Raw genomic sequence first — 22,183 nt, forward strand, 5'->3', positions numbered from 1 at the left:
AGCCGGCGCCGGATCCTGTTCAGGCCCCGGCGCTCGCCGCGTACAGCCACCCGCGGCGCACCAGCGCCTTTTCGATCTCCACGGCGACGAACACGACGGACGACATCGCGAGGCAGAAGGCGAGCTCGCCGGCCGCGAGCGGCGCGGTCTTGAAGACGGGATTCAGGAACGGGACGTAGATGGTCGCCAGCTGGAGCGCGAAGGTCAGAACGACCGCGCCGAGGAGCGGGGCGTTGCTCGCGAGCCCCTGCCTGAAGAGCGAGTCCCGCTCCGAGCGGATGGCGAGCGCGTGCCCGAGCTGCGAGAGTGTCAGCACCGTGAACACCATGGTCTGCCAGTTGTCGTTGCCGACGTGGATCGCCCATGCCTGGGTGAGCAGTGAGACCCCGCCCATGAGCAGCCCCACCCAGAGCATGTGCTGCCACATGCCGTGCGCGAAGATGCTCTCGTTCGGCGGCCGCGGCGGCCGGCGCATCAGCCCGCGCTCCCCCGGCTCCGCCGCGAGGGCGAGCCCCGGCAGCCCGTCGGTCACGAGATTGATCCAGAGGATGTGCACGGGCAGCAGCGGGATCGGAAGCCCGAGGAACGGCGCGAGGAAGATAGTCCAGATCTCGCCCGAGTTGCTCGTCATCGTGTACTTGATGAACTTGCGGATGTTGTCGAAGATCCGCCGGCCCTCGCGCACGGCGCGCACGATCGTGGCGAAGTTGTCGTCGAGCAGGATCATGTGCCCGGCCTCCTTCGCGACGTCGGTGCCCGTGACGCCCATCGCGACGCCGATGTCGGCGCGCTTCAGGGCCGGCGCGTCGTTCACGCCGTCGCCGGTCATCGCCACGAACTCGCCCTTGTCCTGCAGCGCCTGCACGATCTTGATCTTCTGCTGCGGCGCGACGCGCGCGTACACGCGCACGCGCTCGACGCGTTCCTCGAACTCGGGAAGCGACATGCGCGCCAGCTCCCGGCCCGTCAACACCTCGGCGCCGGGCGCGACGATCTCGAGGCGCTCGGCGATCGCGCGCGCCGTCGCCGGGTGATCGCCCGTGATCATGACCGGCGTGATGCCGGCCGTGCGGCACTCGCGCACGGCGTCCTTCGCCTCGGCGCGCGGCGGGTCGAGCAGGCCGACGAGCCCAACGAATGTGAGATCGCGCTCGACTGTCTCGACCTCGAGCGGATCGGGAAGCGCCGGCCAGGCGCGCACAGCCACGGCGAGCACGCGCAGGCCCTCGGCGGCCATGCGCTCGGCGGTCGCCTGCACGGCTTCGGGGTCGAGCGAGCCGACACCGTCGTCCGCGAGTTGATTCACGCAAAGCGGGAGCAGCTTCTCGGGTGCGCCCTTGGTGAAGGCGACGATCGATCTTCCCTCTCCCGCCATGCGGGAAAGGGGCGGGGGTGAGGGTACGGCATCGCCCAGGCCTTCCTCCCCCCTGCCTTCTCGCGGGGGCGAGGAAGAGATGCGATGCAGGGTCGTCATCCGTGCCCGATCGGAGTCGAAGGGCAGCTCGGCCGCGCGCGGGGCGAGCGGCAGCAATTCGGCCTTGCGCAGCCCCGCCCGCTCGGCCGCGCGGTAGAGGGCGATTTCGGTGGGATCGCCGATCACCTCGCCGGACTCGGTCGCGCGCGCATCGTTGCTGATCGCGAGCGCCGAGAGCAGCGTGCGCCAGACCGCTCGCTGGGCCACGCCCGGCTCCAGCGCCCGGACGGTCTCTCCCTCCGCGTAGGCCTCGTCGACCCGCATGCGGTTCTCGGTGAGCGTACCCGTCTTGTCCGAGCAGATGTAGGTGACGGAGCCGAGCGTCTCGACCGCGGGGAGCTTCCGGATGAGCGCGTTCGCCCGCACCATCTTGCGCGCACCGAGCGCAAGGGCGACCGTGACGACCGCCGGCAGCGCCTCGGGGATCGCGGCGACCGCGAGGCTGATGGCGGTGAGCGCCATGAGGAGCAGCGGCTCCCCGCGCAGCACGCCGGTCACGAACACGAGCGCGCTGATGGCGAGCACCACGATCGAGAGCACCCGCCCGAAGCGCGCCAGCCGCTTCTGCAACGGGGTCTTGACCTCCTCTTCGGCGCCGAGCAGACCGGCGATCCGCCCGAGCTCGGTGTCCATGCCGGTCGCGACGACGACTCCGCGCCCGCGCCCGTAAGTGAGGAGCGTTCCCTTGTACGCGAGATTACGGCGATCGCCGAGAGGCAGGTCCTCCTCGTGCAGCCGGCCCGTCTGCTTCTCGACGGCCTGCGACTCGCCGGTGAGCGCCGCCTCGTCGATCCTGAGTTGCGCGGCCTCGACCAGGCGCAGGTCGGCGGGCACGGCGTTCCCGGCCTCGAGCAGCACGACGTCGCCCGGCACGAGCTCGTCGGCCGGAATCACCGCGCTTTCGCCGCCGCGCTTGACGTGTGCGTTCGGCGCGGCGAGCGCCTTGAGCGCGGCGATGGCGCGCTCCGCCCGATACTCCTGCACGAAACCGATCACGGCATTGAGCACGACGATCACCAGAATGACGATCGTGTCGACCGCATCGCCGATGAAGCCCGAAACGACGGCGGCCGCGAGCAGCACGAGGATCATGAAGTCGGTGAACTGGTCGAGCAGCATGCGCAGCGGGCTGCGGCGGCGGCCTTCGCGCAGCCGGTTCGGGCCGTGGCGCGCGAGCCGGGCGGCGGCCTCGGCCGGCGCGAGCCCGGCGTGGGTGTCGGTCGCCAGAGCGCGCACGACTTCATCGGTGGAAAGCACGTGCCAGGCGCGCTCGATGCGCGCGGGGACGGTGTCCGGGCTCATGGTTAGCCGCTGTAGAGGTAGAGGAACGAGGCGTTGAGCAGGTAAATCGACAGCAGAACCAGGCTCGCCCAGCCGACCGTGCGGAAGACCCGGCCGGTCGGACGGTAGAGCAGCCCCACGATCACCACCCCGCTCATCATGATGGCCGACAGCGCCGACACCGCGTGCAGCCCCGAGGTATGGGAGAACAGAGGACCCGCGGGATAGAAAACGTCGTCGATCGCGAGGATGAGCAGATTGAACAGGTTGCTGCCGAGCAGGTTGCTGACGGCGAGGTCGAGCGCGCCGATGCGCAACGCTGCCACGGTGACGGTGATCTCCGGCAGGGTGGTGGCGAGCGCGACGAACAGCGTGCCGACGAAGGTCTCCTCCCACTGCATGCTCGCGGCGAGCGCCTCGCCGATATGAGGCAGCCAGAGCCCCGCGGCGACGACGACCGCGGCGGCGAGCGCATAGCGCCCGACGGCCCGGCGCAGGGGCATCTCGGGATAGCGCTCCACGCGCTCCTCCACGAACGCTTCGCGCTGGCGGCGCTCGTACTGGTAGACCGTGCGCATAGCGACCAGGTAAACGACGACGATGAACGGGCTGTACAAGCCGATCGTGCCGATCGCGTACGCCCATCCGCGTTCCGCCAGGAGCACGCTCACCCCGATGAAGCCGGCGAGCACCACGCCGAACCCGGCCGAGAGGATATGCCCCTGGCTGGCCCGCGAGTAGACCGACTCGCTGCGATGCAGCAGGTCGAGAACGACGATCATGCCCAGATTGATCACGCAGGCCCCGAGCACGTTCCCGACCGCGATGTCCGGCGCGTCCGCCGTCGTGACCGCGCTCACGCCGGTCACGAGCTCGGGCAGCGAGGTCACGCTGGCCATCAGCACCAGGCCGATCCACGTGCCGCCCATTCCGGTCTTGTCGGCGATGACGTCGCCGTAGCGCGAGAGAAAGGTGCCGGCCACGCCGATCAGGAACGCGCACACGAAAAACTGCGACCACGCGAGAACGGCCGGAGACAGCACTGATTATCCTGCTTCCACCAGAACGGACGCCGCTCGCGCTCCGCGGCGCAGTCCTGGCTTGGTCACGCGCCGAGCGGGGGCCGCGCAGCACGCACGCGCCGGATCGAAGTCCCCAGCCACTCTGCCGTCTTCAGCCACCGGTTCGTCGTACTGGCTCACGAGGTCGAGCCCGTACTATACCGGCCGGCTTCCGTTCGCCCAATTTGGCGGGCGGCGGGCGTGCTCACGGGCTCCGGGTTTGCACCAACCCATCCGGTCCACCCGAAATTTATTGGGCCGAGACGTGTCGAACAGAGTCGCGGCCCAACGACCGGCGGACGCGGTCGATGGCGCCGGGCATCTCGATGCAGACAAGGAGGCACGACATGAAGCTAGGGAAAGCCCTGCCCGGGCGAGCGGCGGCCCCGCTCGCGATCGTCCTGGCCACGCTACTCGCCGTCTCACCGGCCGGCGCCCAGCAGGTGGTGAACCCGATGTACTTCGGATTCAAGGCCGGCACGATGGACCTCGACGCGAGCGGGTTCGACAACGCCAGCAACTGGGCCGTCCTGCTCGGCTTCACCCTGTACGATCGGCCGGAGACGGGATCGTTTGCGCTCGAGGGGGAGTACTCGCGTTCCTTCGACGACGGCGATGTACGTGTCGCGGGAGCCCGCGGGGAGTGGGATGCCGAAACCCTCGCCCTGTACGGCGCCTATCGCACCGGCGGCAGCGTGTTTCTCAAGGCGAAGGCCGGGTGGGCGAACTGGGACGTCAACGTCTCCGGGCCGGGCACGCGCGCCGAAGGCGACGATTCGGATTTCTCGTACGGCGCGGGCGCCGGGCTGCGGTTGTCGCCGCGAACCGGATTCGAGGCGGAGTACACCGTGATCGAGAGCGACCTCAGCTTCGTCAGTCTCGGATTCTTCAGCCGTTTCTGAGGCGTCCACGTGGCACGGCGGTCGGATCAGTTCACCACGCGGCTGATCTGGATGCCGAGCTTCTTGATCCGGTGCCACAGGCTGCGTTCGGAAACGCCGAGCAGCTTTGCCGCGTGCGCCTGCACGCCGCTGGTCTGGCCGAGCGCCTGCAGGATCGCCCGGCGCTCGACATTGGCAAGCCAGTCGTCGAGCCCGCCGTCGCGCGGGTGCCATGTCGGGCCGTTCTCCGCCGTTCGTTCGACTTCTCCGGCGATGCCCGGGGGAAGGTCGACGACATCGACGGTTTCGCCCTTGCACGAAAGCAGCGCCCGTTCGACGGCGTTGCGCAGCTCGCGAATGTTGCCGGGCCAGCCGTAGCGGCTCATGACCTCCAGCGCGCCGGGCGCGATGCCCGTCACGCGCTTGTCCGTTTCAACCGCGAGCTCGCCGAGGAACACCCGCGCGAGCAGGGCGATGTCCTCTCGCCGTTCGCGCAGGGGCGGCACGACGATACTGTAGACGTCGAGCCTGTAGAACAGGTCCTCGCGGAACCGGCCTTCGCGCACGAGGGTCCGGAGATCGCGATTGCTCGCGGCGAGGAAGCGAACGTCCACCGTGCGTACCTGGTCCGAGCCGACCGGCGAGTACTCTCGCTCCTGGAGCACGCGCAGCAGCTTGGCCTGCAGCGTGAGGTCGAGGTCGCCGATCTCGTCGAGAAACAGCGTGCCGCCCTGCGCCTGCTCGAGCCGCCCCGTGCGGTTCTGCGTCGCGCCGGTGAACGCACCCTTCACGTAGCCGAAGAGCTCGCTTTCGAGCAGGTCGCGCGGGATGGCCGAGCAGTTGATCGCGACCCAGGGACCGTCCGCGCGCGGCGAGAGCTCGTGGATGGTGCGCGCCACGAGCTCCTTGCCCGTGCCTGACTCGCCCGTGATCAGCACGCTCGTCTTGTACGGCGCCACGCGGCGGATCTCGTCCATCAGCCGCTCGGACGCCTCGCTGGCGCCGACCAAGCGCCGTCCCGCCTGGCTCACGGCGGCCTTGAGGCGCGCGTTCTCGTTCAGGACGTCGCGTAGCTTGACCGCGTTGCGCACCGCGATCTCGAGCTGCTCGGGCTCGAAAGGCTTGGTGAGGTAATCGGCCGCGCCGTCGCGGATGCTCTTCACCGCCGAGCTGATCGTGCCGTGCGCCGTGACGATGATCACCGGAACGCTCCCCTGCAGCTGCCGGCATCGCCGCACGAATTCCTCCCCGCCCATTCCGGGCATCCGCAGGTCCGTCAGGATCACGTCGAGGTCGGGGTGCTGCAGGTGCGGCAGCGCCGCTTCACCGCTGTCGGCGACGAGCACGCGGTAACCGGCCTCCTCGAGCACGAGCCGCATCACCGCCTGCATATTGGCTTCGTCGTCGACCACCAGCACGGTACGTTTCATGGACTTCCTCTATGTGCGCTTGCCTGCCGTCCCTGGCGCGACCGCGCGGTTTCGCGTTACCCCGGCCCGCACGTCCGTGTGCGGGCGTTCGGCGGCGCCGATGCACGTTAAGTGCATCGGCGACTACTCCGCCTCACCCTCGAGCACGAGCCGCATCACCGCCTGCATATTGGCTTCGTCGTCGACCACCAGCACGGTACGTTTCATGGACTTCCTCTATGTGCGCTTGCCTGCCGTCCCTGGCGCGACCGCGCGGTTTCGCGTTACCCCGGCCCGCACGTCCGTGTGCGGGCGTTCGGCGGCGCCGATGCACGTTAAGTGCATCGGCGACTACTCCGCCTCACCCTCGAGCACGAGCCGCATCACCGCCTGCATATTGGCTTCGTCGTCGACCACCAGCACGGTACGTTTCATGGACTTCCTCTATGTGCGCTTGCCTGCCGTCCCTGGCGCGACCCCAGCACAGTGCGTGTCACGGTTTCACCTCTGCTCCGGGAACGCCGAATCCGGGGGGTAGTTGCCGTCGTAAACGGGGAAGCGCATCGCAAAGCGCGCCCCGCGCTTCATCGGTGGAAGGGCCTCGAGCCGGCCGCCGTTGGCGTCCACCAGCGTGTGGGCGATGGTGAGCCCCAGCCCGGTGCCTTCGTGCTTGGTCGTGAAGAACGGCTCGAACAGCCGCGGCAGGATATCGGCCGGGATTCCCGGCCCGGTGTCCTCGACGGTCATGATCACCTCGCCGTCTTCGGTCCACGACTCGAGCCACAGCTCGCCGCCATTTTCCATCGCCTGGAGCGCGTTCGTGTAGATGTTGCCCCACGCCTGCTGTAGGAGACCGGCGTCGGCCGCGATCCGCGCCGCGCCGTGGCGAAACCGCTTGCGGACCTTGACCGACTCGTGGGACGCGGCGCACGTCGCGAGCGCCCGCTCCATGGGGGCGGCGGGGTCGATCGACGCGAAGTGGGGCTGGCGGTGGCGCGAGAGCTGGAGAAAGTCCTGGACGAGCCCCGCCACGCGCATCGACTCTTCGCGCATCATCCGCGTCAGCTCGGCCTTCTTCGCGGGGTCGAGCCCCGGCTTCTCCAGCATCGCCGCCGACGTGCCGATCACGCCGATGGGGTTGCGTATCTCGTGGGCGAGGGCCGCCGAGATCTCGCCCATCGCGGCGAGCTTGTCCTTCTGGTGGCGCTGGGTCTGCTCGTCGCGCGCCGCCCGCAGTCGTGCGGCCATGGCGTTGAACGCCTTGGCGAGATCGCCGAGCTCGTCGTCCGAGGAGATGGGCACGGTCGCGTCGAAGTTCTGGCCCGCGAGCTGCAACACGCCGTCGCGCAGGTACGCGATCGGGCGCAGCACCAGGCGCGACAGCAGCAGCCCGACCAGCCACGCGATGCCGATCCCGAGCAGCGCGATCCACACGAAAAGGGCGGCGCGGTTGGTGAGCACGTCCTGGTACGTGCGCCGCTCGAGGCCGCTGAACATGATTGCCTCGACGCGTCCCGTCGAATCCACGAGCGGCGTGTACACGCCGCGGTACTCGCCGTTCTCGGCATGCAGCGTGTAGTAGGGCTTGCGTTCGACTTCGAGGAGCCGGCGCGCCGTCACGGGAAGGTGGCCGAGGGCGATCGCCTCGCCGGGGCGCGAGAACAGGTCGAGGTACGCTCCGCCCTCGCGGTAGTAAAGCCGGGTCCGAAGGCCCGTGAGCTGCGCCAGCTCGTTCGCGAAGTCGCGCCCGAGCAGGCTTCCGAGCACGAGGTAGTAGCGCGGCCGGCCCTTGCGCGGGACGGGCGTGATGCCCACGGCGGCGAGCATCCGCTGTTTCTCGCGAGCGACCTTGAGAACCGCCTCCGTCTGGCCACCCTCCCAGAAGGTCTCGAGCTTCACGGGCAGGGACGAGTACACGAGCCGGTGATTCGCCGTGTAGACCTGCATCAGGTGCAGGCCGAGCTCCTGGGCCACGCGCCGCACCGGCGACGGGAGCGAGGCCTCGGGATAGAGGGCGAGACCCGGGACGTAAACCGGATCGTCGGCCAGCACGCGCCCGAGCATGACCGCATCGGTCTGGTACGCCTGGAGCCAGTTCTGATTCGCGCGCGCCGCGTCGAGGATCCAGAGCTCGAGCCGCTTCTCGAACGTGCTCGACACCCACTCGGCGGCGAACCAGCCGGCGACGAGCATCGGGATGACGACGATCGTCGCGATGAGCAGCAGGACCTTTCGTTGCAGACGGCCCAGACCGAGTCGCCGAAGCACGTGAGTTCTCGAAAAGTGAGGTGAGCTACAAAATTTGAAGTTCGGCAGCGGGCGCTAGAATACCCCAGAGCCGTTATCGAAATGCAAGTGCTTGCACGACTGCGCATTTCCGGTCTCGTTTCCCCTGCTCCGCGCCGTGTTTCGATGGCATGTGGCTTGCTGAGTGCGCTCGATGGCGCCGGATTCGCCGCCATCCAAATCCATCACTCCAAACAGGAGCTCTCAATATGAAAAAGCTGATTCTCGGTCTCGTTGCCCTCTCCTTCCTCGGTACCGGCGCCGCATTCGCAATGAAGCACGAGGGCCCGGCGGCCGAGAAACTGGCTGCCGCGTGCAAGGGCAAGAAGGCGGGCGACAAAGTGAAGGTCGACGGGAAGGAGATGACCTGCCCGAAAACCGACGACAAAAAGAAATAAGTTCCACAAGCGCTCCATCGTTCCGCGCTAGCGGAACCGAAGCGCCCCCTCGCGGGGCGCTTTTTGTTGGAGGTCACTACAAATTTTGATGCCGCATCCGCACCGCGCCGGTGTATCGCAATCGGAACTGCCTGTCGGCAATACGATTTTGCATTCCGCCCGCTGGCACGCCGGTTGCTAACGCCCCGTGCGATGGTGGTTTCAGTCCCGCCAGCACCGTGCAAAATAAACAGGAGTTATCGGAAACATGAAAAAGACCCTCTCCGCTCTGCTCGCCCTCGGCTTCCTGGCCACGACCGGCCTCTCGTTCGCGGGCGACGACAAGGTCGCGGCGGCATGCAAGGACAAGAAGGCCGGCGAGACCGTGAAAGTCGACGGCAAAGACGTGAAGTGTCCGGAAAAGAAGAAGTAAGCTTCGCCGGAACACGGAAGAGGCTGTTCGGAGCGCCCCGTACGGGGCGCTCTTCGTTTGTGTCCTTTGCTACAAAGTTTGAAGCCTCGCGCTCGTTTCGCCTGACGTGACGTTCTCGCGCACAAAACGGCTGAAATACGAGCCGCGGCCACTTGACATGTGCGTTGCTGAACGGCGCTCGATGGCGATTCATGGAAATCGCCAGCGTCTCTCACACCTTGGTATGGAGCAATGACAAAGATGAAAACGTCCGTGATCACCGCCGCCTCCATCGCGTTCCTCTTCGCCGGCGCGGCGTTCGCGCAGCAGGGCGACGCGAAGCCCGAGATGAAGCAGGAAATGAAACAGGAGCAGAAGCAGGAGCAGGCCCAGGCGCAGGTCCAACAGAAGAAGCAGGCCGCTCAGCAGAAGCGCAAGTGCCCGCAGGGGCAGGTCTACAGCAAGAAGGCGCAGAAGTGCATGCCGAGGCCGGCAAAGAGCAAGGCGCCGAAGTCGTCGGCGGCGGCCGACGCGCCCAGGTCTCCCGCGGCCGAAACCGCGCCGGGCGCAGTCCAGTAAGACACGTTCGTGAGGAACCAAAGCGCCCCGCAAGGGGCGCTTTGCATCAGAGGATCGGCCTGGGCGGTCGGGAAATCAGTCGACGTGCCGCTCGACCCAGCTCGCGAGCTGCGGGTACGGCAGCGCGCCCGATATGCGGTCCCGTTCGCGGCCGCCGTCGAAGAGGATCAGCGTCGGAATGCCTCGTATGCCGTGACGCGCCGCCACATCGGGGTGGCGCTCCGTATCGAGCTTGGCGAAGCGTAACCGGGTCCCGTATCGCGCGGCTGCCTGCCCGTAGGCCGGCGCCATCTGCCGGCACGGTCCGCACCACGGGGCCCAGAAGTCGACGAGCACGGGCAGCTCGTTCTTCGCCAGGAACCGCTCGAAGTTGGCGTTCGAGAGCTCGACGGGATGCCCGTCGAACAGCGGTCGATGGCAATGGCCGCACCGCGGTCCCTGGTCCCGCTTCCCGTCCGGCACGCGATTGAGCCCGTCGCAATGCGGGCACACGACCTGTTTCCCGGAATTCATGCGCTACCCCCTGTCGTCGAAGAAATGGGGACAGCGCGACGATATTTCCAGCGCTAGCGCCGTTTCTTCTTCACCACCTTCTTCACGATCCTCGCGGCCGCGCGCTTGATCGCGGTTTTCTTTGCCGGCTTCTTCACCAGTCGAGGCGCCGGCTTTCGGGGAGGCTTGGCCGGCGCCTTCGCCACGCCGGCCTTCTTGATCGGCTCCTTCTGCGGCTTCGCGGGCGGTGCCGAACGCAGGCGCTCGATCAGGCCACGCAGGCGTTCCATCCGTTCTTTCATGATCTCGATCGCCTTGGTCGCGGCGTCCGTTCCCGTCTCGCCGTCGCGCAGCTGCCGGTAGCCCATCTCGATGAGGTCGTCGGGCATGGTGGTCGATCGGGCCACCGCCGGACCGGCCGAGCCGGCGATCCGCATGATGCGGTCGCGTGCCACGAGATTGATCTCGTGCAGCCGCTTGACGCGCTGGGGCCCGACCCAGCTGACGATGGTCCAGCGATCGCCCGCCGCACCGGGCGCGTCGAGATATTGCTGCCACACCTGTACCGCCGCGGTGCAGTCCTCGAGCAGACCTTCGAGCTCCGCGATGGCCGCGGCGCGCGCGCTTGCCGTCCCGCTGCTTGCCAGTGCGTCGACGGCCCGATTCAGACTCTGCATGACAACTCCTCCCGTTGTTCCCGAAAGACAAGGCGTTTCGATCGGCAAATGATAGCAAACACCGCGCCCGAAGCGTCCGCTCGATGCTCGGCCGACGCGGCCCGTTCGGCTACGCGGCCCCGGTACCGGGCGCAGTCGGCACGACCGGAGCAGTCAAACGGCGTCGCGCAACGCGAGCTCGCGCGGGTCGGGATAGAGGTACACCTGCCGGGCGATCCAGGGGTCCGGATGGCGGCGAAAGTGATGGCGCAACAACGTGGTCGGGACGCTCAGCGGAAGCGCGGAGGTGCGGTACTGTTCGATCAGCTCGCGCAGCTCCCGGCGGTCTTCGGGATCGAGGCTGCGACGGAGATAGCCGAGCACGTGCATCAGGACGTTCGTGTGGCGAGCCCGCGTCGCGGGGCGCGCGAGGATCTCCATGAAGCGTCGCAGATACTCCTCGCCGAGCGCCCGTCGATCGCCGCTCCCAGCGCGGGCGACCAGCCGCCCGAGCGGATCCCCGCGCTCGCCGTGGGACATGAGCGTGAGTTTGTGCGCGGTGTGAAACGCGACCAACCGCCTGGCCGTCAAGCCCTCCTCGACGAGCCGCTGCCAGCGCCGGTACGCGAAAACGCGCTCGATGAAATTGGCCCTCAAGGTCGGGTCGCCGAGCCGGCCCTCCTCTTCGACCGGCAGCTCCGGCCGCTCGGCCATGAAGGCTGCCGCGTACACCCCGCGGCCCGGCCGACCGGCTCCGCCTTGTCCGTATACCTTCACACGCTCCATCCCGCAGCTCGGGCTCCTGCTCTTCAAAATGTAACCGCTGATGGCGCCGAGCCGCTCCGCCTGGTCCCGCCCGTAGGCCGCGAGTCTCGCGGTCACATCGAGCGAAGGGTCCTTCACGCCGACGGCGCGGGGATCGTTCGGGTCGCCGACGAGGCGGATCGGCGGGCGCGGGACGCCGAGACCGATCGCGACCTCGGGGCACACGGGCAGGAACTCGAAATGGCGCCCGAGCGTCTGCGTTATATAAGTGTCGAGCTTGTGGTTCGCGTCATAGCGCACCCGCTGGCCGAGCAGGCAGCTGCTGATGCCGATCCGGATCCGCTCGTTCACCGCCGTTCCTCCCAGGGCTCCACCGGGCCCGGACGGACGTCGAAGAGCGGGTGAGCGGCGAGGCGCGCCGCCGGCAGCCGTCGGTAGGCCGCACGATCGCGCCCCCAGAGCTTCCTCCTGAGGTGCGCGAGCTCCCAGTCGAGCTGCCCGCGGGTGACCGGCAGGCGCATGCGTGCACGGCCCGGACGGATGCGCTCTGCGTGGAAGCGGTAGCCGCGGCGCGCGCCCTCTTCGGCGACCGCGCGGAGATACGCGGCGATCGCACCGCGCGGATTGCGCGTCGCCCGGAAGCGCGCGAGCTGCGGATGCCGGCGGTAGCCGCGCGTGCGTCCCGCGAGCACGGCCTGCGCCAGCAGGGCCTCGCGCCAGAGGGCCGACAGGCCCCGCGCGTCGAGATACTTCGGGTGCAGGCTCCAAAGACGCACCGATCCATTCTGGAGCGCCCGCGGGAACCTCACAAGCAGGACGCTCGCGCGGCGCCGTCAGTGACCGGGCGGCCGCCAGTCCGGATGATCGAAGTAGCGGGCGTAGTTCTCGAGCGCGTGCGCGATCCGCCGGGTGCCCTGGTCGGGCGACATGCCCTGTTGCTTGCCTTCGAGCGCGGCGGCGCCCTGCATCACGTCGGCGAGCACGACGTGCAGCACCTCGTCCGCCTGCTTGGGCAGCCGGCAATTCTGGAGGATGTAGGCGACCTCGGTGTTGACGTCCTTCGCCAGGCGCTCGTAGGCCGCCGCGTCCGGCCTGCCGGCGTGCAGGCGCTCGAGATGGCCGCGGATCCGCGTCATTCCGCGGCGCAGCGGCTCGTCGGTCGCCCACTTCCTGCCATGGTCGAGCGTCAGCGCCGCCTTCGGCCCGGCGCCGTGTTCATCGTGGGCGTGCTCGCTTGCCGCCCTCGCGCCGCCGATGGCGACGAGCAGTGCGAGCGCGGAAATCAGTACGAAAGGTTTCATGGTTTCCTGTCCGTTTCCGAGATTGGCCTTCGCGGACCGTGGAACCGCGCACCCGCTTCGTCGGGGCGGGTCGGCGCCGCGTGACTGTATTAACCGGATTGCCCCGCAATGCCCATGACCTGGGTCAAGCACGCGGCCGGTCGAAGCCACCGGAACTCCTTCGAGACGACGGCGTCGGAACGAGCGACTCGAGGCGGCCGGAAGGGCCTGGCCTCCCCGCGCCGCCCGGGCGATCGGGTACACTAGCCCCATGCTCATCCTGCGCACGGTTCGGTGTCCCTATTGCGGCGAGTCCTACGAGACGAACGTCGACGCTTCGGGCGGCAGCCAGGAGTACATCGAGGACTGTACCGTGTGCTGCCGCCCCGTCGTGTTCAAGCTCACGGCCGACGACGAGGGTCACCTCCTCGACCTGGAGACGCGGCGTGAAGAAGACTGACCCGCACGATCCCGGCAAGGCCGACTACACTCCGATCTCGTGCGATGTGTATTCCGAGCTCGAGGTCGCGATCCTGCACAGGACCCGCCTGCGCATCGCCTGGCGGGAAGGCAACGTGTGCCACACGCACGTCGTGATGCCGCTCGACCTCCAGACCCGCGATCACCAGGAGTTCCTGCACTGCCGCCTCGAGGCGGGCGACGTCGTGGCGCTTCGCCTCGACCGCATCACTCATCTGGAGCGCGCGTGAGGCGACGAGGCGCGGCGCTCGCGCTGCTCCTCGCCGCCGTATCCGCCGCACACGGGCAGACCGCGCCCGACGCCTGCGGTGCCGCGGATCCCCAGGTGCAGGTGCTCGGCTCCGGCGGACCCGACCTCGTTCCCGGGCGCGCGGCGAGCGGGTACCTCGTGTGGATCGGCGGCAAGGCCCGTATCCTCGTCGACGCGGGTGGCGGCACGGCGTTGCGCCTGGCCGAGAGCGGCGCGGACGTGCGCGATCTCGACGTGGTGCTGCTCACGCACCTGCACGCCGACCACACCGCGGACCTCGCTTCGCTCATCCAGGCGTCCGTCCTGCGGAGGCGCGGCCGCCCGCTCCCGGTCTACGGACCGCGCGGCAACCGCTTCGCGTCGTCCACCGTCGCGTACGTGCGTGCGCTCCTCGACGGCACGCGGGGCGCCTACCGCGATCTGGGCGACGTGCTGCGGCCGCTCGCGAACCAGGATTTCAAGATCGAGCCGCACGACGTTCGGGAACGCAACCGCAAGATACGGGCTCGACGCGAGGAGGAGGACGGCGCGATCGAGGTCTTCAGCAAGGCGACCTTCCGCGCGGAAGCCCTGCCCGTGATCCACGGCGTTTATCCGGCGCTCGCCTGGCGTATCCGGATCGGGCAGACGACGCTGGTGTTCACGGGCGATGCCAACGGCGAGGGCGGCGGGCTCGAAGACTTCGCGCGCGGCGCGGATCTGCTCGTCGCGCACCACGGTATCCCGGAAGGGGTCGCCGGCGTCGAACGCTATCTGCACATGCCGCCGTCGGTGATCGGACGCATCGCCGGACGCGCCGGGGCGAAGCGACTCGTGCTTTCCCACCGGACCAAGGCCACCCTCGGGCGCGAGACGGAGAGCCTCGAAACGATCCGCGCGGCCTACTCGGGCCCCGCGCTCTTCGCCGACGACCTCGCCTGCTTTTCCCCCTGAACGTCGTCCTCGACCGCGGGGAGCTCCTGCGGCGAGGCGATGTAATGGCCCTGCGCGTAATCCACGCCGACGCCCTTCAGCAGACCGAGTATCTCGCGCGACTCCACGAACTCCGCCACCGTGCGCTTGCCGAACGAGTGCGCGATGTCGTTGATCGAGCCCACGATCGCGCGGTCGATGGGATCGCCGGACATGCCGCGCACGAACTGCCCGTCGATCTTCACGAAGTCCACGGGCAGATGCTTCAGGTGGTTGAACGAGCTGAAGCCGGTGCCGAAATCGTCCAGCGCGAACCGGCAGCCCAGGTCGCGCAGCTCGTTGATCAGCCGCTTGGCCGCCTCCACGTTCGCGATGGCGCTCGTTTCGGTGATTTCGAAAATCAGCGTCCGGGCATCCAGCGGGTACCGGTCGAGCAGCCGCTTCAGATGCGGCACCAGTGCCTCGGCGTCCAGCGTCTGGCCCGAGAGGTTGATGGTGAAGGTCGCCCGCCGGCCTGCGGCGTGGAGCCGGGCCAGGTACCGGAGCGCGTGGTCCACCACCCAGAGATCGATCTGGGGCATCAGGCCGAAGCGCTCCGCGGTGGGGAGGAAGGCGTTGGGCGAAATCAGCTCGCCGCGCCGGTCGCTGAAGCGGAGCAGGACCTCGAAGTGCCGCGCGCCGCCGGAGAGCGCGTCGGCGAGGACTCCGGATTCGACCGGCAACCCCTCCAGCACCAGACCCTCGAGCGGCACGATGGGCTGAAAGTGCAGCCGGAACCCGTCCTCCTTGAGCGCCTCCTGGAGCCGCACCGACCATCCGAGCTCGAGGTGCATCGCCACTCGCTCGTCGCTTTCCGGCCGGTAGAGATGCGTCTGGTTGCGCCCCCGGCTCTTCGCGATGTGGCAGGCGATGTCCGCGTTGGACAGCACCTCGCCCGGCGAGTGCGTTTGCCGGTCGATCAGCGCGACCCCGATGCTGCCGTTCACCTTGTAGTTGCGATCGCCGTAGCTGAACGTAAGCTCCTCCAGGATTTCGCGGAACCCCTCCGCGGCGGCGACGACCCGGGTCTCGTCGACGTTGCGCAGGATAATGGCGAATTCGTCGCCGCCCAGGCGCGCGAGCACGTCGGACTCCCGCAGGCGTGCCTTCAGCTGCGTCGCGATCTCGCACAGCAGCCGGTCGCCCGCCGCGTGGCCGGCGGTATCGTTGATGTACTTGAAGCGATCGAGGTCGATGTAGAGCAGCGCCGCGCGCTCACGGCTGCGTTTCAGCCGCAGCACTTCCGCCTCGAGCACGCGTTCGAAGTGGTTGCGGTTGTGGAGCTTGGTGAGCGCGTCGTGGTTGGCCTGCCACATGAGCTCGCGCTCGAGCTGCTTGCGTTCCGAGACGTCGCGGAACGCGACCACCGAACCCTCGAGGCGGTCTTCGACCCGCAACGGATACACGGTGCATTCGACCGGGACCGGCTCCCCGGAGCGGTGCCAGAATACGGTCTCCCAGCCTTTCAGCTCGTCGCCCGCACCGTACGCCTGCTGCAGGAAGCAGGTCTCCGGCGGATTGGGCCGGCCGTCCTCCGTCGCGTTATGGAACAGCTTGTGCGCCGAGCGCCCGATCAGCGAGTCCGCCTCCTCGTAGCCCAGGATGCGCCGGGCCGCCGGGTTGATGAACGTCACCTGTCCCGCGCTGTTCACGCCATACACGCCCTCGCCGACCGAGCCCAGTATGCCGGCCAGCCGCTGGTGCTCGGCCTCGATCGACTTCTTCGCGCGGATCGCGCGGCTCATCGCCGCGATGCGCGTAAGGAACAGCTCGTCCGCCTCGTTCTTGAACATGCACTCGATCGCGCCCGCGTCGAGTGAGCCCCGAATGACCTCTTCGTCGTAGGTGCCGGTGATGATGGCGGTCGTGATCCCCGCGGTCGCCGGGTCGTCGCGCAGGCGCCGGCACAGCGCGTCGCCGTTCTCGCTCGGCATGTGGTAGTCCACGATCGCGATGTCGAACGGGCGCGAATGCGCGAGCTCGAACGCCTCGGCCGCGTGTGCGGCCGTCTCGACGATGTAGCCGTGACGCCCGAGCAGCCGCTTGAACGAACTGCGCACGGTGCGCGAATCGTCGACGAAGAGCACGCGGATGTCGCCGGCGGCCGGCCTTTCCGGAGGTAGCCGCTCCGGCGGCGCCAGCAGGCGGCGCAGGGTCGGCAGGGCTTCGGCGTAGTCGTCCCAGAGGAGCAGCGCCGCGCGCGGCCGGCGCGCGACCCAGTCGAAGACGTCGGGCGTGGCGGCCGCGGCCAGGAGGACGACCGCGGTGCCGAGATGCTCGGGCTGACGCAGGGCCGAAAGCAGCTCTTCCGAGTGTACGGTGGAATGGGCGGGGACCCCGAGCAGGACCGCCTCCGGCGCAGCGCCGCCGGCCGGTTCCTTGAGCTCCGCGAGGCCCGCGTCGAAGGTTTCGGTGACGCTCAGCCGCAATCCGCCTGCCGCGAGCAGGCGCGCGAGCGCGCGCCGCAGGGTGGCCGACGGCTCAACGACCAGCACGCGCGGTGGGCTTCCAAGCGGTTGTTTTTCCAAGCGGTTCCCTTACCCCACCCCAAGGCGCGGGGGACCCATTCTTTTTGCATTTTGCGTGCCACGGACGGCCCGACGGCCGGCGGGCTCAGGCCAGCCGCCAGGCGAGCTTCATCTGGTGCAGGATGGTGGTCGCGATTTCCTCGACGGACATGGTGGTGGTGTCGATATACGGAATGCCTTCCCGCCGATAAAGCGCCTCCGCCTGCGCGATCTCGTACTGGCAACGACGCAGCGAAGCGTAGGGGCTGTCGGCCTTGCGCTCGGAGCGCACGTGATGCAGCCGTTGGGGCGAGATCGTGAGGCCGTAGAGCAGATGACGGTGACCGACGAGCGCGCTCGGCAGCCGCAGGTCCTCGAGGTCCTCTTCCGTCAGCGGGTAGTTGGCGGCGTAGACGCCGAAGGTGAGCGCCAGATAGAGGCACGACGGCGTCTTTCCGGATCGTGAAACGCCGAGAATGATCACGTCCGCCCGGTTGTAATCCTGGGTATGCAGGCCATCGTCCGTAATGAGCGCGTAGTTAACGGCGTCCATCCGCAGGTTATATTTCGACTGGTCGAGCGACTCGCGCGCGCGGCCGATCGTGTGCGAGGATTTCTGATCGAGCGCGCCCTCGAGGGGCACGATGAAGGTATCGACGAGATCGAAGAACACGCCGTCGGCCGTCGCCAGCGCGCGCCGCATGTCCTCGTCGATGAGCGTGCTGAACACGATCGGCGGCCTCCCCTTCTCGCGGGCGAGGCGGGTGATCTCCTCGCCCACCTCGCGGGCTTTTTCGAGCGAGTTGACGAAGCGCCGGGTGTGCTTGACGAACTTGATGCCGTTGAACTGCGTGAGGAGCGAGAGACCCAGCGTCTCGGCGGTGATGCCGGTTCGGTCCGACACGAAGAAGACGTCGCGCTCCATATATCGTATTGTGCCAGACGCGGCCGAGGAGGAGGTGAAATGAGCGATTGGGTCGAGTGGTTCCAGTCCCTCGGCATGGGCGACGTCGCCCGCGTCGGCGGAAAAAACGCCTCGCTCGGCGAGATGATCCGCCACCTGACCGAGGCGGGCCTGCGCGTGCCGGGCGGCTTCGCGACCACGGCCGACGCCTACCGCGCCTTCCTCGCGCACGACGGGCTCGCCGACCGCATCGCCAAGCGCCTGGCCGGCCTCGACGTGGACGACACGCGCGCCCTGTCGGCGGCCGGGGCCGAGATCCGCGGCTGGATGCTCGCCGCGCCCCTGCCCGATCGTCTCCGGCGAGAAATCGAGGGCGCCTTCGAACGCATGCAGGAAGCGGAAGGCCGCGACATCGCGGTGGCCGTCCGCTCCTCGGCCACCGCCGAGGACCTGCCCGAGGCCTCGTTCGCCGGGCAGCAGGAGACCTATCTCAACGTGCAGGGACTGGATCACGTGCTTACCGCCGTGCGCCAGGTCTACGCCTCGCTCTTCAACGACCGCGCCATCGCCTACCGCGCGCACCACGGTTTTGCGCACGACGAGGTGGCGCTCTCGGCCGGCATACAGCGCATGGTGCGTTCGGACCTTGCCGCGAGCGGCGTCATGTTCACGCTGGACACCGAGTCGGGCTTCCGCGACGTCGTATTCATCACCGCGTCCTACGGCCTCGGCGAGACCGTGGTGCAGGGCGCCGTGAACCCCGACGAGTTCTACGTGCACAAGCCGACGCTCAAGCGCGGTTTTCATCCGATCCTGAAGCGCGTCCTCGGCGAGAAGGCGATCAAGATGATCTACAGCGAGGAGGTGACGGACGGGCACACGACGCGCACGGTCGACGTGCCGGCCGAGGACCGCGAGCGCTTCTGCCTGAGCGACGCCGACATCGAGGACCTCGCGCGCCAGGCCGTCCTCATCGAGGAGCACTACGGGCGCCCGATGGACATCGAGTGGGGCAAGGACGGCGTGGACGGCAAGCTCTACATCCTGCAGGCCCGGCCGGAGACGGTGAAGTCGCGCGCCGGCAGCGACCTGCTCCAGCGCTTCCGCCTGAAGAAGCGCGGCGAAGTGCTCTGCTCCGGGCGCTCCATCGGGGCGCGCATCGGCGCCGGCCGCGCGCGCGTGGTGGCGAACACGGCGGAGCTGCACCGCGTGGAGCCGGGCGACGTGCTCATCACCGACATGACCGACCCCGACTGGGAGCCGGTCATGAAGCGCGCGGCCGCCATCGTCACCAACCGCGGCGGTCGCACGTGCCACGCCGCGATCGTCGCGCGCGAGCTCGGCATCCCGGCCGTCGTCGGGTGCGGCAACGCGACCGCAGCGGTCCGCGACGGCGCGCCGGTGACGGTCTCCTGCGCCGAAGGGGAGACGGGGTACGTGTACAAGGACAAGCTCGACTTCGAGGTGCGCGAGGTCAGCCTCGAGAAGATGCCGAAGCTCGAGCTCAAGATCATGATGAACGTCGGCAACCCCGAGCGCGCGTTCGACTTTCAGTGGCTGCCCAACGCCGGGATCGGCCTCGCGCGGCTCGAGTTCATCATCAACCGGATGATCGGCGTGCACCCGAAGGCCGTGCTCAAGTTCGCCGAGCAGCCGGACGACGTGAAGCGCGAAATCCGCGCCCGCGCCGCCGGCTATGCCGATCCGGTCACGTTCTACGTGGAGCGCCTGGCCGAGGGCATCGCCACGCTCGCCGCCGCCTTCTTTCCCAAGCCCGTGATCGTGCGCCTGTCCGACTTCAAATCGAACGAGTACGCGAACCTGATCGGCGGCGCGCGCTACGAGCCGCACGAGGAGAACCCCATGCTCGGGTTCCGCGGCGCTTCGCGCTACATCAACGAGTCGTTCCGGGACTGCTTCGAGCTCGAGTGCCGCGCGCTCAGGAAGGTGCGCGAGGTCATGGGCTTCACCAACGTCGAGATCATGGTGCCTTTCGTGCGCACGGTCGAGGAGGCCCGCGGCGTCGTCGAACTGCTCGCGGCCAGCGGGCTCCGGCGCGGCGAGAACGGCCTCCGGCTCATCATGATGTGCGAGATCCCCTCGAACGCCCTGCTCGCGGACCGGTTCCTCGAGCACTTCGACGGCTTCTCCATCGGCTCGAACGACCTCACCCAGCTCACGCTGGGGCTCGACAGGGACTCCGGCGTCATCGCCGCGCAATTCGACGAGCGAGACCCGGCGGTGAAGAAGCTGCTGCACGAGGCGATTCAGGCCTGCCGGCGCGCCGGCAAGTACATCGGCATCTGCGGGCAGGGCCCCTCCGATCACCCCGACCTCGCCGAGTGGCTCATGGCCGAGGGCATCGAAAGCGTCTCGCTCAACCCGGACACCGTGGTCGACACCTGGCTCTACCTGGCCAATCACCGGGGCCGCTCCTGATGGCGCGGCTCCTGCATTTCGCCGGGCTCGTCGATACGCTCGGGCGTGCCTCCGGAGACGTCGGCCTGCCCGCCGAGGTGGGGAGCGTGCGCGATCTGCTCGCCTGGCTGCGCCGCCGGGGCGGCGCGTGGGAAGCGGTGCTCGCGGACGAGGCGGTGCGGGCGACCGTGAACAAGCAGTTCGCGGCGCCCGAGCACCCGGTGCGCGATCGCGACGAAATCGCGCTCGTCCCCACGCGCTGATGGACGTGCCCTACCGCGAAACGGTCCTCCGCCGGCTCGCCGAGCGCCATCCGGCGTCCATCCTCAATATCGGCCCTCTGGGCGAAGCGCTGTTTCGCGGCTACCTCGATGCCCGTCCGCAGACGGGGTACCTCAGCCTCCGGCCGCGCGAGGCGCACGCCCGGCTGTCCGCTCTCCCGCGGTTCGCCCTGGCGTTCGTCGCGGGCGCTTTCGAAACCCTCGGCCCGCAGGACGCGACGCGCTTGCTCGCGCGGCTGCGCGACGTGCAGGCCGCGCACCTGCTCCTCGCCGTCGATTCCGGTTCCGAAAGCGAAACCCGGCGCGAGGCAAACGATCTGATCGCGCTCGGCCTGCAGTTGATCGAGGAGCACCCGGAAGGCGTCGCGCTCTACGAGTTCGACATCGCGCGCTACAAGCTCACGCCCGACTGGCTCAACAGCGAACACTGGGCGCATCCCGAACTCTTCGACAAATTCCGCTGGTAAGTGCGCGTGACGTCGACGCTTCCTCGCGTGTGACGTTTTGCGTCACCGACGCGACGCATCGCCGGGACGATCGCGAAAGCTTTGCTATATTTAAGCGTAACGATGCAACCCGTCAGCGACCTCATGCACACCGCGCGCGCCGACCGCCTGAAGGCGCTGCTCGACCGGCCCGAAGACGAGATCGATCTCGCCGAGGCGGCGCTGTTGGTCGCCACCGACGAGTACCCCGCGCTGGACATCGAGGCCTATCTTCGCCGGCTGGACGAGCTGGCCGAGGGCGTGCGCCGCCGCCTGCAGCCGGAGGCCGACTTCGAAACGACCGTGGTCGCGCTCAACGAGTTCCTGTTCGACGAGCAGGGATTCTGCGGGAACACCGAGGACTACTACGACCCGCGCAACAGCTTTCTCAACGAGGTGCTCGACCGGCGGCGCGGCATCCCGGTGACGCTTGCGATCCTCTATATCGAAATCGGCCGCCGGCTCGGGCTCGCGCTCGAGGGGGTGACCTTCCCCGGGCACTTTCTCGTCAAGACCGCGACCGCCGAGGGCGAAGTCGTCCTCGACCCCTTCTCGGGCGGAATGCCGGTGAGCGAGGAGGACCTGCGCGAGCGCCTGCAGGCGCGCTTCCCCGAGCACGACGCGCCGCTGGGCGCGCTCGCCCGGCTCCTTGCGGCCGCCGACAAGAAGCAGATCCTGCTGCGCATGCTGCGTAACCTCAAGGCGATCTACCTGCATCGCGAGCAGCACGACAAGGCATTGGGCGTGCTGAACCGGATGCTGTCCATCGATCCGGTGCTGCCCGAGGAGCTGCGCGAGCGGGGCGAGGTGTACATGCGGCTCGAATGCTTCCGCGCCGCGCTCCAGGATTTCCGCCGGTACCTCGACCTGAATCCCGCCGCCGCCGAGGCCGCGCTGCTGCACCGGCGCATCTCGGACCTCGAGCGCCTAGCCGCCCGCCTCAACTGATCCTTG

22 protein-coding genes are annotated in these 22,183 nt (G+C 68.4%); 11 read left to right on the plus strand and 11 right to left on the minus strand.

The genetic code is table 11. The features are described 5' to 3' along the window. Positions 1-19: 19 nt before the first annotated feature. Together SVA_RS18015 and SVA_RS18020 are read right to left on the minus strand one after the other, a co-directional pair. A complete protein-coding gene (locus tag SVA_RS18015) occupies positions 20-2,776 on the minus strand; it encodes a cation-translocating P-type ATPase (protein WP_096462527.1) in 2,757 nt (918 codons plus the stop codon). A gap of 2 nt (positions 2,777-2,778) precedes the next feature. Beyond that, the gene (locus tag SVA_RS18020) at positions 2,779-3,795 is read right to left on the minus strand and encodes a sodium:calcium antiporter (RefSeq protein WP_179948834.1); all 1,017 of its coding nucleotides are present in this window, start codon (positions 3,793-3,795) and stop codon (positions 2,779-2,781) included. Positions 3,796-4,163: 368 nt separating this feature from the next. Between SVA_RS18020 and SVA_RS18025 the strand changes: the two genes are divergently transcribed. Then, complete coding sequence (locus SVA_RS18025) at positions 4,164-4,718, plus strand: outer membrane beta-barrel protein (protein WP_169924175.1); 555 nt, start codon at positions 4,164-4,166, stop codon at positions 4,716-4,718. A gap of 26 nt (positions 4,719-4,744) precedes the next feature. On the opposite strand, the gene SVA_RS18030 is transcribed toward SVA_RS18025, so the two are convergent. Together SVA_RS18030 and SVA_RS18035 are read right to left on the minus strand one after the other, a co-directional pair. Next, positions 4,745-6,127 carry a sigma-54-dependent transcriptional regulator gene (locus SVA_RS18030; protein WP_096462530.1) on the minus strand — a complete coding sequence of 461 codons (1,383 nt, stop codon included), beginning with the start codon at positions 6,125-6,127 and terminating at the stop codon, positions 4,745-4,747. A 480-nt stretch (positions 6,128-6,607) separates the two neighbouring features. Continuing rightward, entirely contained in the window at positions 6,608-8,374 is a 1,767-nt protein-coding gene (locus SVA_RS18035) for a sensor histidine kinase (protein WP_096462531.1), read from the minus strand. 227 nt (positions 8,375-8,601) lie between these two features. Here SVA_RS18035 and SVA_RS18040 point away from each other — a divergent pair, with 227 nt between their 5' ends. The 3 genes from SVA_RS18040 (at position 8,602) to SVA_RS18045 (ending at position 9,760) form a co-directional block, all read left to right on the plus strand. Next, on the plus strand, positions 8,602-8,790 hold the full coding sequence (locus SVA_RS18040; RefSeq protein ID WP_096462532.1) for a hypothetical protein: 189 nt from the start codon (positions 8,602-8,604) through the stop codon (positions 8,788-8,790). A 247-nt stretch (positions 8,791-9,037) separates the two neighbouring features. Next, a complete protein-coding gene (locus SVA_RS19905; protein ID WP_169924176.1) occupies positions 9,038-9,202 on the plus strand; it encodes a hypothetical protein in 165 nt (54 codons plus the stop codon). Positions 9,203-9,442: 240 nt separating this feature from the next. Then, positions 9,443-9,760 carry a hypothetical protein gene (locus SVA_RS18045; RefSeq protein WP_148665550.1) on the plus strand — a complete coding sequence of 106 codons (318 nt, stop codon included), beginning with the start codon at positions 9,443-9,445 and terminating at the stop codon, positions 9,758-9,760. Between the two features lie 75 nt (positions 9,761-9,835). Here SVA_RS18045 and trxC read toward each other — a convergent pair whose 3' ends face one another. The 5 genes from trxC to SVA_RS18070 all read right to left on the minus strand — a co-directional run bounded on the left by trxC (position 9,836) and on the right by SVA_RS18070 (position 12,974). Next, a complete protein-coding gene (trxC, locus tag SVA_RS18050) occupies positions 9,836-10,273 on the minus strand; it encodes a thioredoxin TrxC (RefSeq protein WP_096462534.1) in 438 nt (145 codons plus the stop codon). A 53-nt stretch (positions 10,274-10,326) separates the two neighbouring features. Next, positions 10,327-10,929, minus strand: a complete 603-nt coding sequence (locus tag SVA_RS18055; protein WP_096462535.1) for a hypothetical protein — start codon at positions 10,927-10,929, stop codon at positions 10,327-10,329. Positions 10,930-11,082: 153 nt separating this feature from the next. Continuing rightward, a complete protein-coding gene (locus tag SVA_RS18060; protein ID WP_179948800.1) occupies positions 11,083-12,024 on the minus strand; it encodes a YbgA family protein in 942 nt (313 codons plus the stop codon). Then, positions 12,021-12,449 carry a pyrimidine dimer DNA glycosylase/endonuclease V gene (locus SVA_RS18065; RefSeq protein ID WP_096463028.1) on the minus strand — a complete coding sequence of 143 codons (429 nt, stop codon included), beginning with the start codon at positions 12,447-12,449 and terminating at the stop codon, positions 12,021-12,023. The genes SVA_RS18060 and SVA_RS18065 overlap by 4 nt, the downstream gene beginning before the upstream one ends. A 57-nt stretch (positions 12,450-12,506) precedes the next feature. Beyond that, entirely contained in the window at positions 12,507-12,974 is a 468-nt protein-coding gene (locus SVA_RS18070; protein ID WP_096462536.1) for a hypothetical protein, read from the minus strand. A 250-nt stretch (positions 12,975-13,224) separates the two neighbouring features. Here SVA_RS18070 and SVA_RS18075 point away from each other — a divergent pair, with 250 nt between their 5' ends. The 3 genes from SVA_RS18075 to SVA_RS18080 are packed head-to-tail and all read left to right on the plus strand — an operon-like array spanning position 13,225 to position 14,616. Then, positions 13,225-13,413 (plus strand): CPXCG motif-containing cysteine-rich protein, encoded by a 189-nt coding sequence (locus SVA_RS18075; protein WP_096462537.1) that lies wholly within the window; start codon positions 13,225-13,227, stop codon positions 13,411-13,413. Next, positions 13,400-13,663, plus strand: coding sequence for a Rho-binding antiterminator (locus tag SVA_RS19620; RefSeq protein ID WP_148665551.1), 264 nt, complete (start codon positions 13,400-13,402; stop codon positions 13,661-13,663). The genes SVA_RS18075 and SVA_RS19620 overlap by 14 nt, the downstream gene beginning before the upstream one ends. Beyond that, positions 13,660-14,616, plus strand: coding sequence for an MBL fold metallo-hydrolase (locus tag SVA_RS18080; RefSeq protein ID WP_169924177.1), 957 nt, complete (start codon positions 13,660-13,662; stop codon positions 14,614-14,616). Before SVA_RS19620 ends, SVA_RS18080 begins: the two co-directional genes overlap by 4 nt. Here the strand turns inward: SVA_RS18080 and SVA_RS18085 are convergent. Beyond that, on the minus strand, positions 14,565-17,129 hold the full coding sequence (locus tag SVA_RS18085) for a putative bifunctional diguanylate cyclase/phosphodiesterase (RefSeq protein WP_096462539.1): 2,565 nt from the start codon (positions 17,127-17,129) through the stop codon (positions 14,565-14,567). The genes SVA_RS18080 and SVA_RS18085 overlap by 52 nt on opposite strands. 118 nt (positions 17,130-17,247) lie before the next feature. Continuing rightward, positions 17,248-18,066, minus strand: a complete 819-nt coding sequence (ppsR, locus tag SVA_RS18090; protein ID WP_096462540.1) for a posphoenolpyruvate synthetase regulatory kinase/phosphorylase PpsR — start codon at positions 18,064-18,066, stop codon at positions 17,248-17,250. 39 nt (positions 18,067-18,105) lie between these two features. Here ppsR and ppsA point away from each other — a divergent pair, with 39 nt between their 5' ends. The 4 genes from ppsA to SVA_RS18110 all read left to right on the plus strand — a co-directional run bounded on the left by ppsA (position 18,106) and on the right by SVA_RS18110 (position 22,177). Next, positions 18,106-20,484, plus strand: a complete 2,379-nt coding sequence (ppsA, locus tag SVA_RS18095) for a phosphoenolpyruvate synthase (protein WP_096462541.1) — start codon at positions 18,106-18,108, stop codon at positions 20,482-20,484. Further along, positions 20,484-20,726, plus strand: a complete 243-nt coding sequence (locus SVA_RS18100; RefSeq protein ID WP_096462542.1) for a MoaD/ThiS family protein — start codon at positions 20,484-20,486, stop codon at positions 20,724-20,726. Before ppsA ends, SVA_RS18100 begins: the two co-directional genes overlap by 1 nt. After that, the gene (locus SVA_RS18105; RefSeq protein WP_096462543.1) at positions 20,726-21,211 is read left to right on the plus strand and encodes a DUF6231 family protein; all 486 of its coding nucleotides are present in this window, start codon (positions 20,726-20,728) and stop codon (positions 21,209-21,211) included. The genes SVA_RS18100 and SVA_RS18105 overlap by 1 nt, the downstream gene beginning before the upstream one ends. A 102-nt stretch (positions 21,212-21,313) precedes the next feature. After that, positions 21,314-22,177, plus strand: a complete 864-nt coding sequence (locus SVA_RS18110) for a SirB1 family protein (RefSeq protein WP_096462544.1) — start codon at positions 21,314-21,316, stop codon at positions 22,175-22,177. Positions 22,178-22,183: the final 6 nt, after the last annotated feature.

The sequence above is a fragment of the Sulfurifustis variabilis genome, from assembly GCF_002355415.1.
Classification (GTDB): Bacteria; Pseudomonadota; Gammaproteobacteria; order Acidiferrobacterales; family Sulfurifustaceae; genus Sulfurifustis; species Sulfurifustis variabilis.

Bases quoted from the DNA above. Each gene is read 5' to 3' on its own strand.
- SVA_RS18015 (WP_096462527.1), bottom strand. From the start codon at position 2,776: ATGAGCCCGGACACCGTCCCCGCGCGCATCGAGCGCGCCTGGCACGTG.
- SVA_RS18025 (WP_169924175.1), top strand. From the start codon at position 4,164: ATGAAGCTAGGGAAAGCCCTGCCCGGGCGAGCGGCGGCCCCGCTCGCG.
- SVA_RS18030 (WP_096462530.1), bottom strand. From the start codon at position 6,127: ATGAAACGTACCGTGCTGGTGGTCGACGACGAAGCCAATATGCAGGCG.
- SVA_RS18040 (WP_096462532.1), top strand. From the start codon at position 8,602: ATGAAAAAGCTGATTCTCGGTCTCGTTGCCCTCTCCTTCCTCGGTACC.
- SVA_RS19905 (WP_169924176.1), top strand. From the start codon at position 9,038: ATGAAAAAGACCCTCTCCGCTCTGCTCGCCCTCGGCTTCCTGGCCACG.
- SVA_RS18045 (WP_148665550.1), top strand. From the start codon at position 9,443: ATGAAAACGTCCGTGATCACCGCCGCCTCCATCGCGTTCCTCTTCGCC.
- trxC (WP_096462534.1), bottom strand. From the start codon at position 10,273: ATGAATTCCGGGAAACAGGTCGTGTGCCCGCATTGCGACGGGCTCAAT.
- SVA_RS18055 (WP_096462535.1), bottom strand. From the start codon at position 10,929: ATGCAGAGTCTGAATCGGGCCGTCGACGCACTGGCAAGCAGCGGGACG.
- SVA_RS18070 (WP_096462536.1), bottom strand. From the start codon at position 12,974: ATGAAACCTTTCGTACTGATTTCCGCGCTCGCACTGCTCGTCGCCATC.
- SVA_RS18075 (WP_096462537.1), top strand. From the start codon at position 13,225: ATGCTCATCCTGCGCACGGTTCGGTGTCCCTATTGCGGCGAGTCCTAC.
- ppsR (WP_096462540.1), bottom strand. From the start codon at position 18,066: ATGGAGCGCGACGTCTTCTTCGTGTCGGACCGAACCGGCATCACCGCC.
- ppsA (WP_096462541.1), top strand. From the start codon at position 18,106: ATGAGCGATTGGGTCGAGTGGTTCCAGTCCCTCGGCATGGGCGACGTC.
- SVA_RS18100 (WP_096462542.1), top strand. From the start codon at position 20,484: ATGGCGCGGCTCCTGCATTTCGCCGGGCTCGTCGATACGCTCGGGCGT.
- SVA_RS18105 (WP_096462543.1), top strand. From the start codon at position 20,726: ATGGACGTGCCCTACCGCGAAACGGTCCTCCGCCGGCTCGCCGAGCGC.
- SVA_RS18110 (WP_096462544.1), top strand. From the start codon at position 21,314: ATGCAACCCGTCAGCGACCTCATGCACACCGCGCGCGCCGACCGCCTG.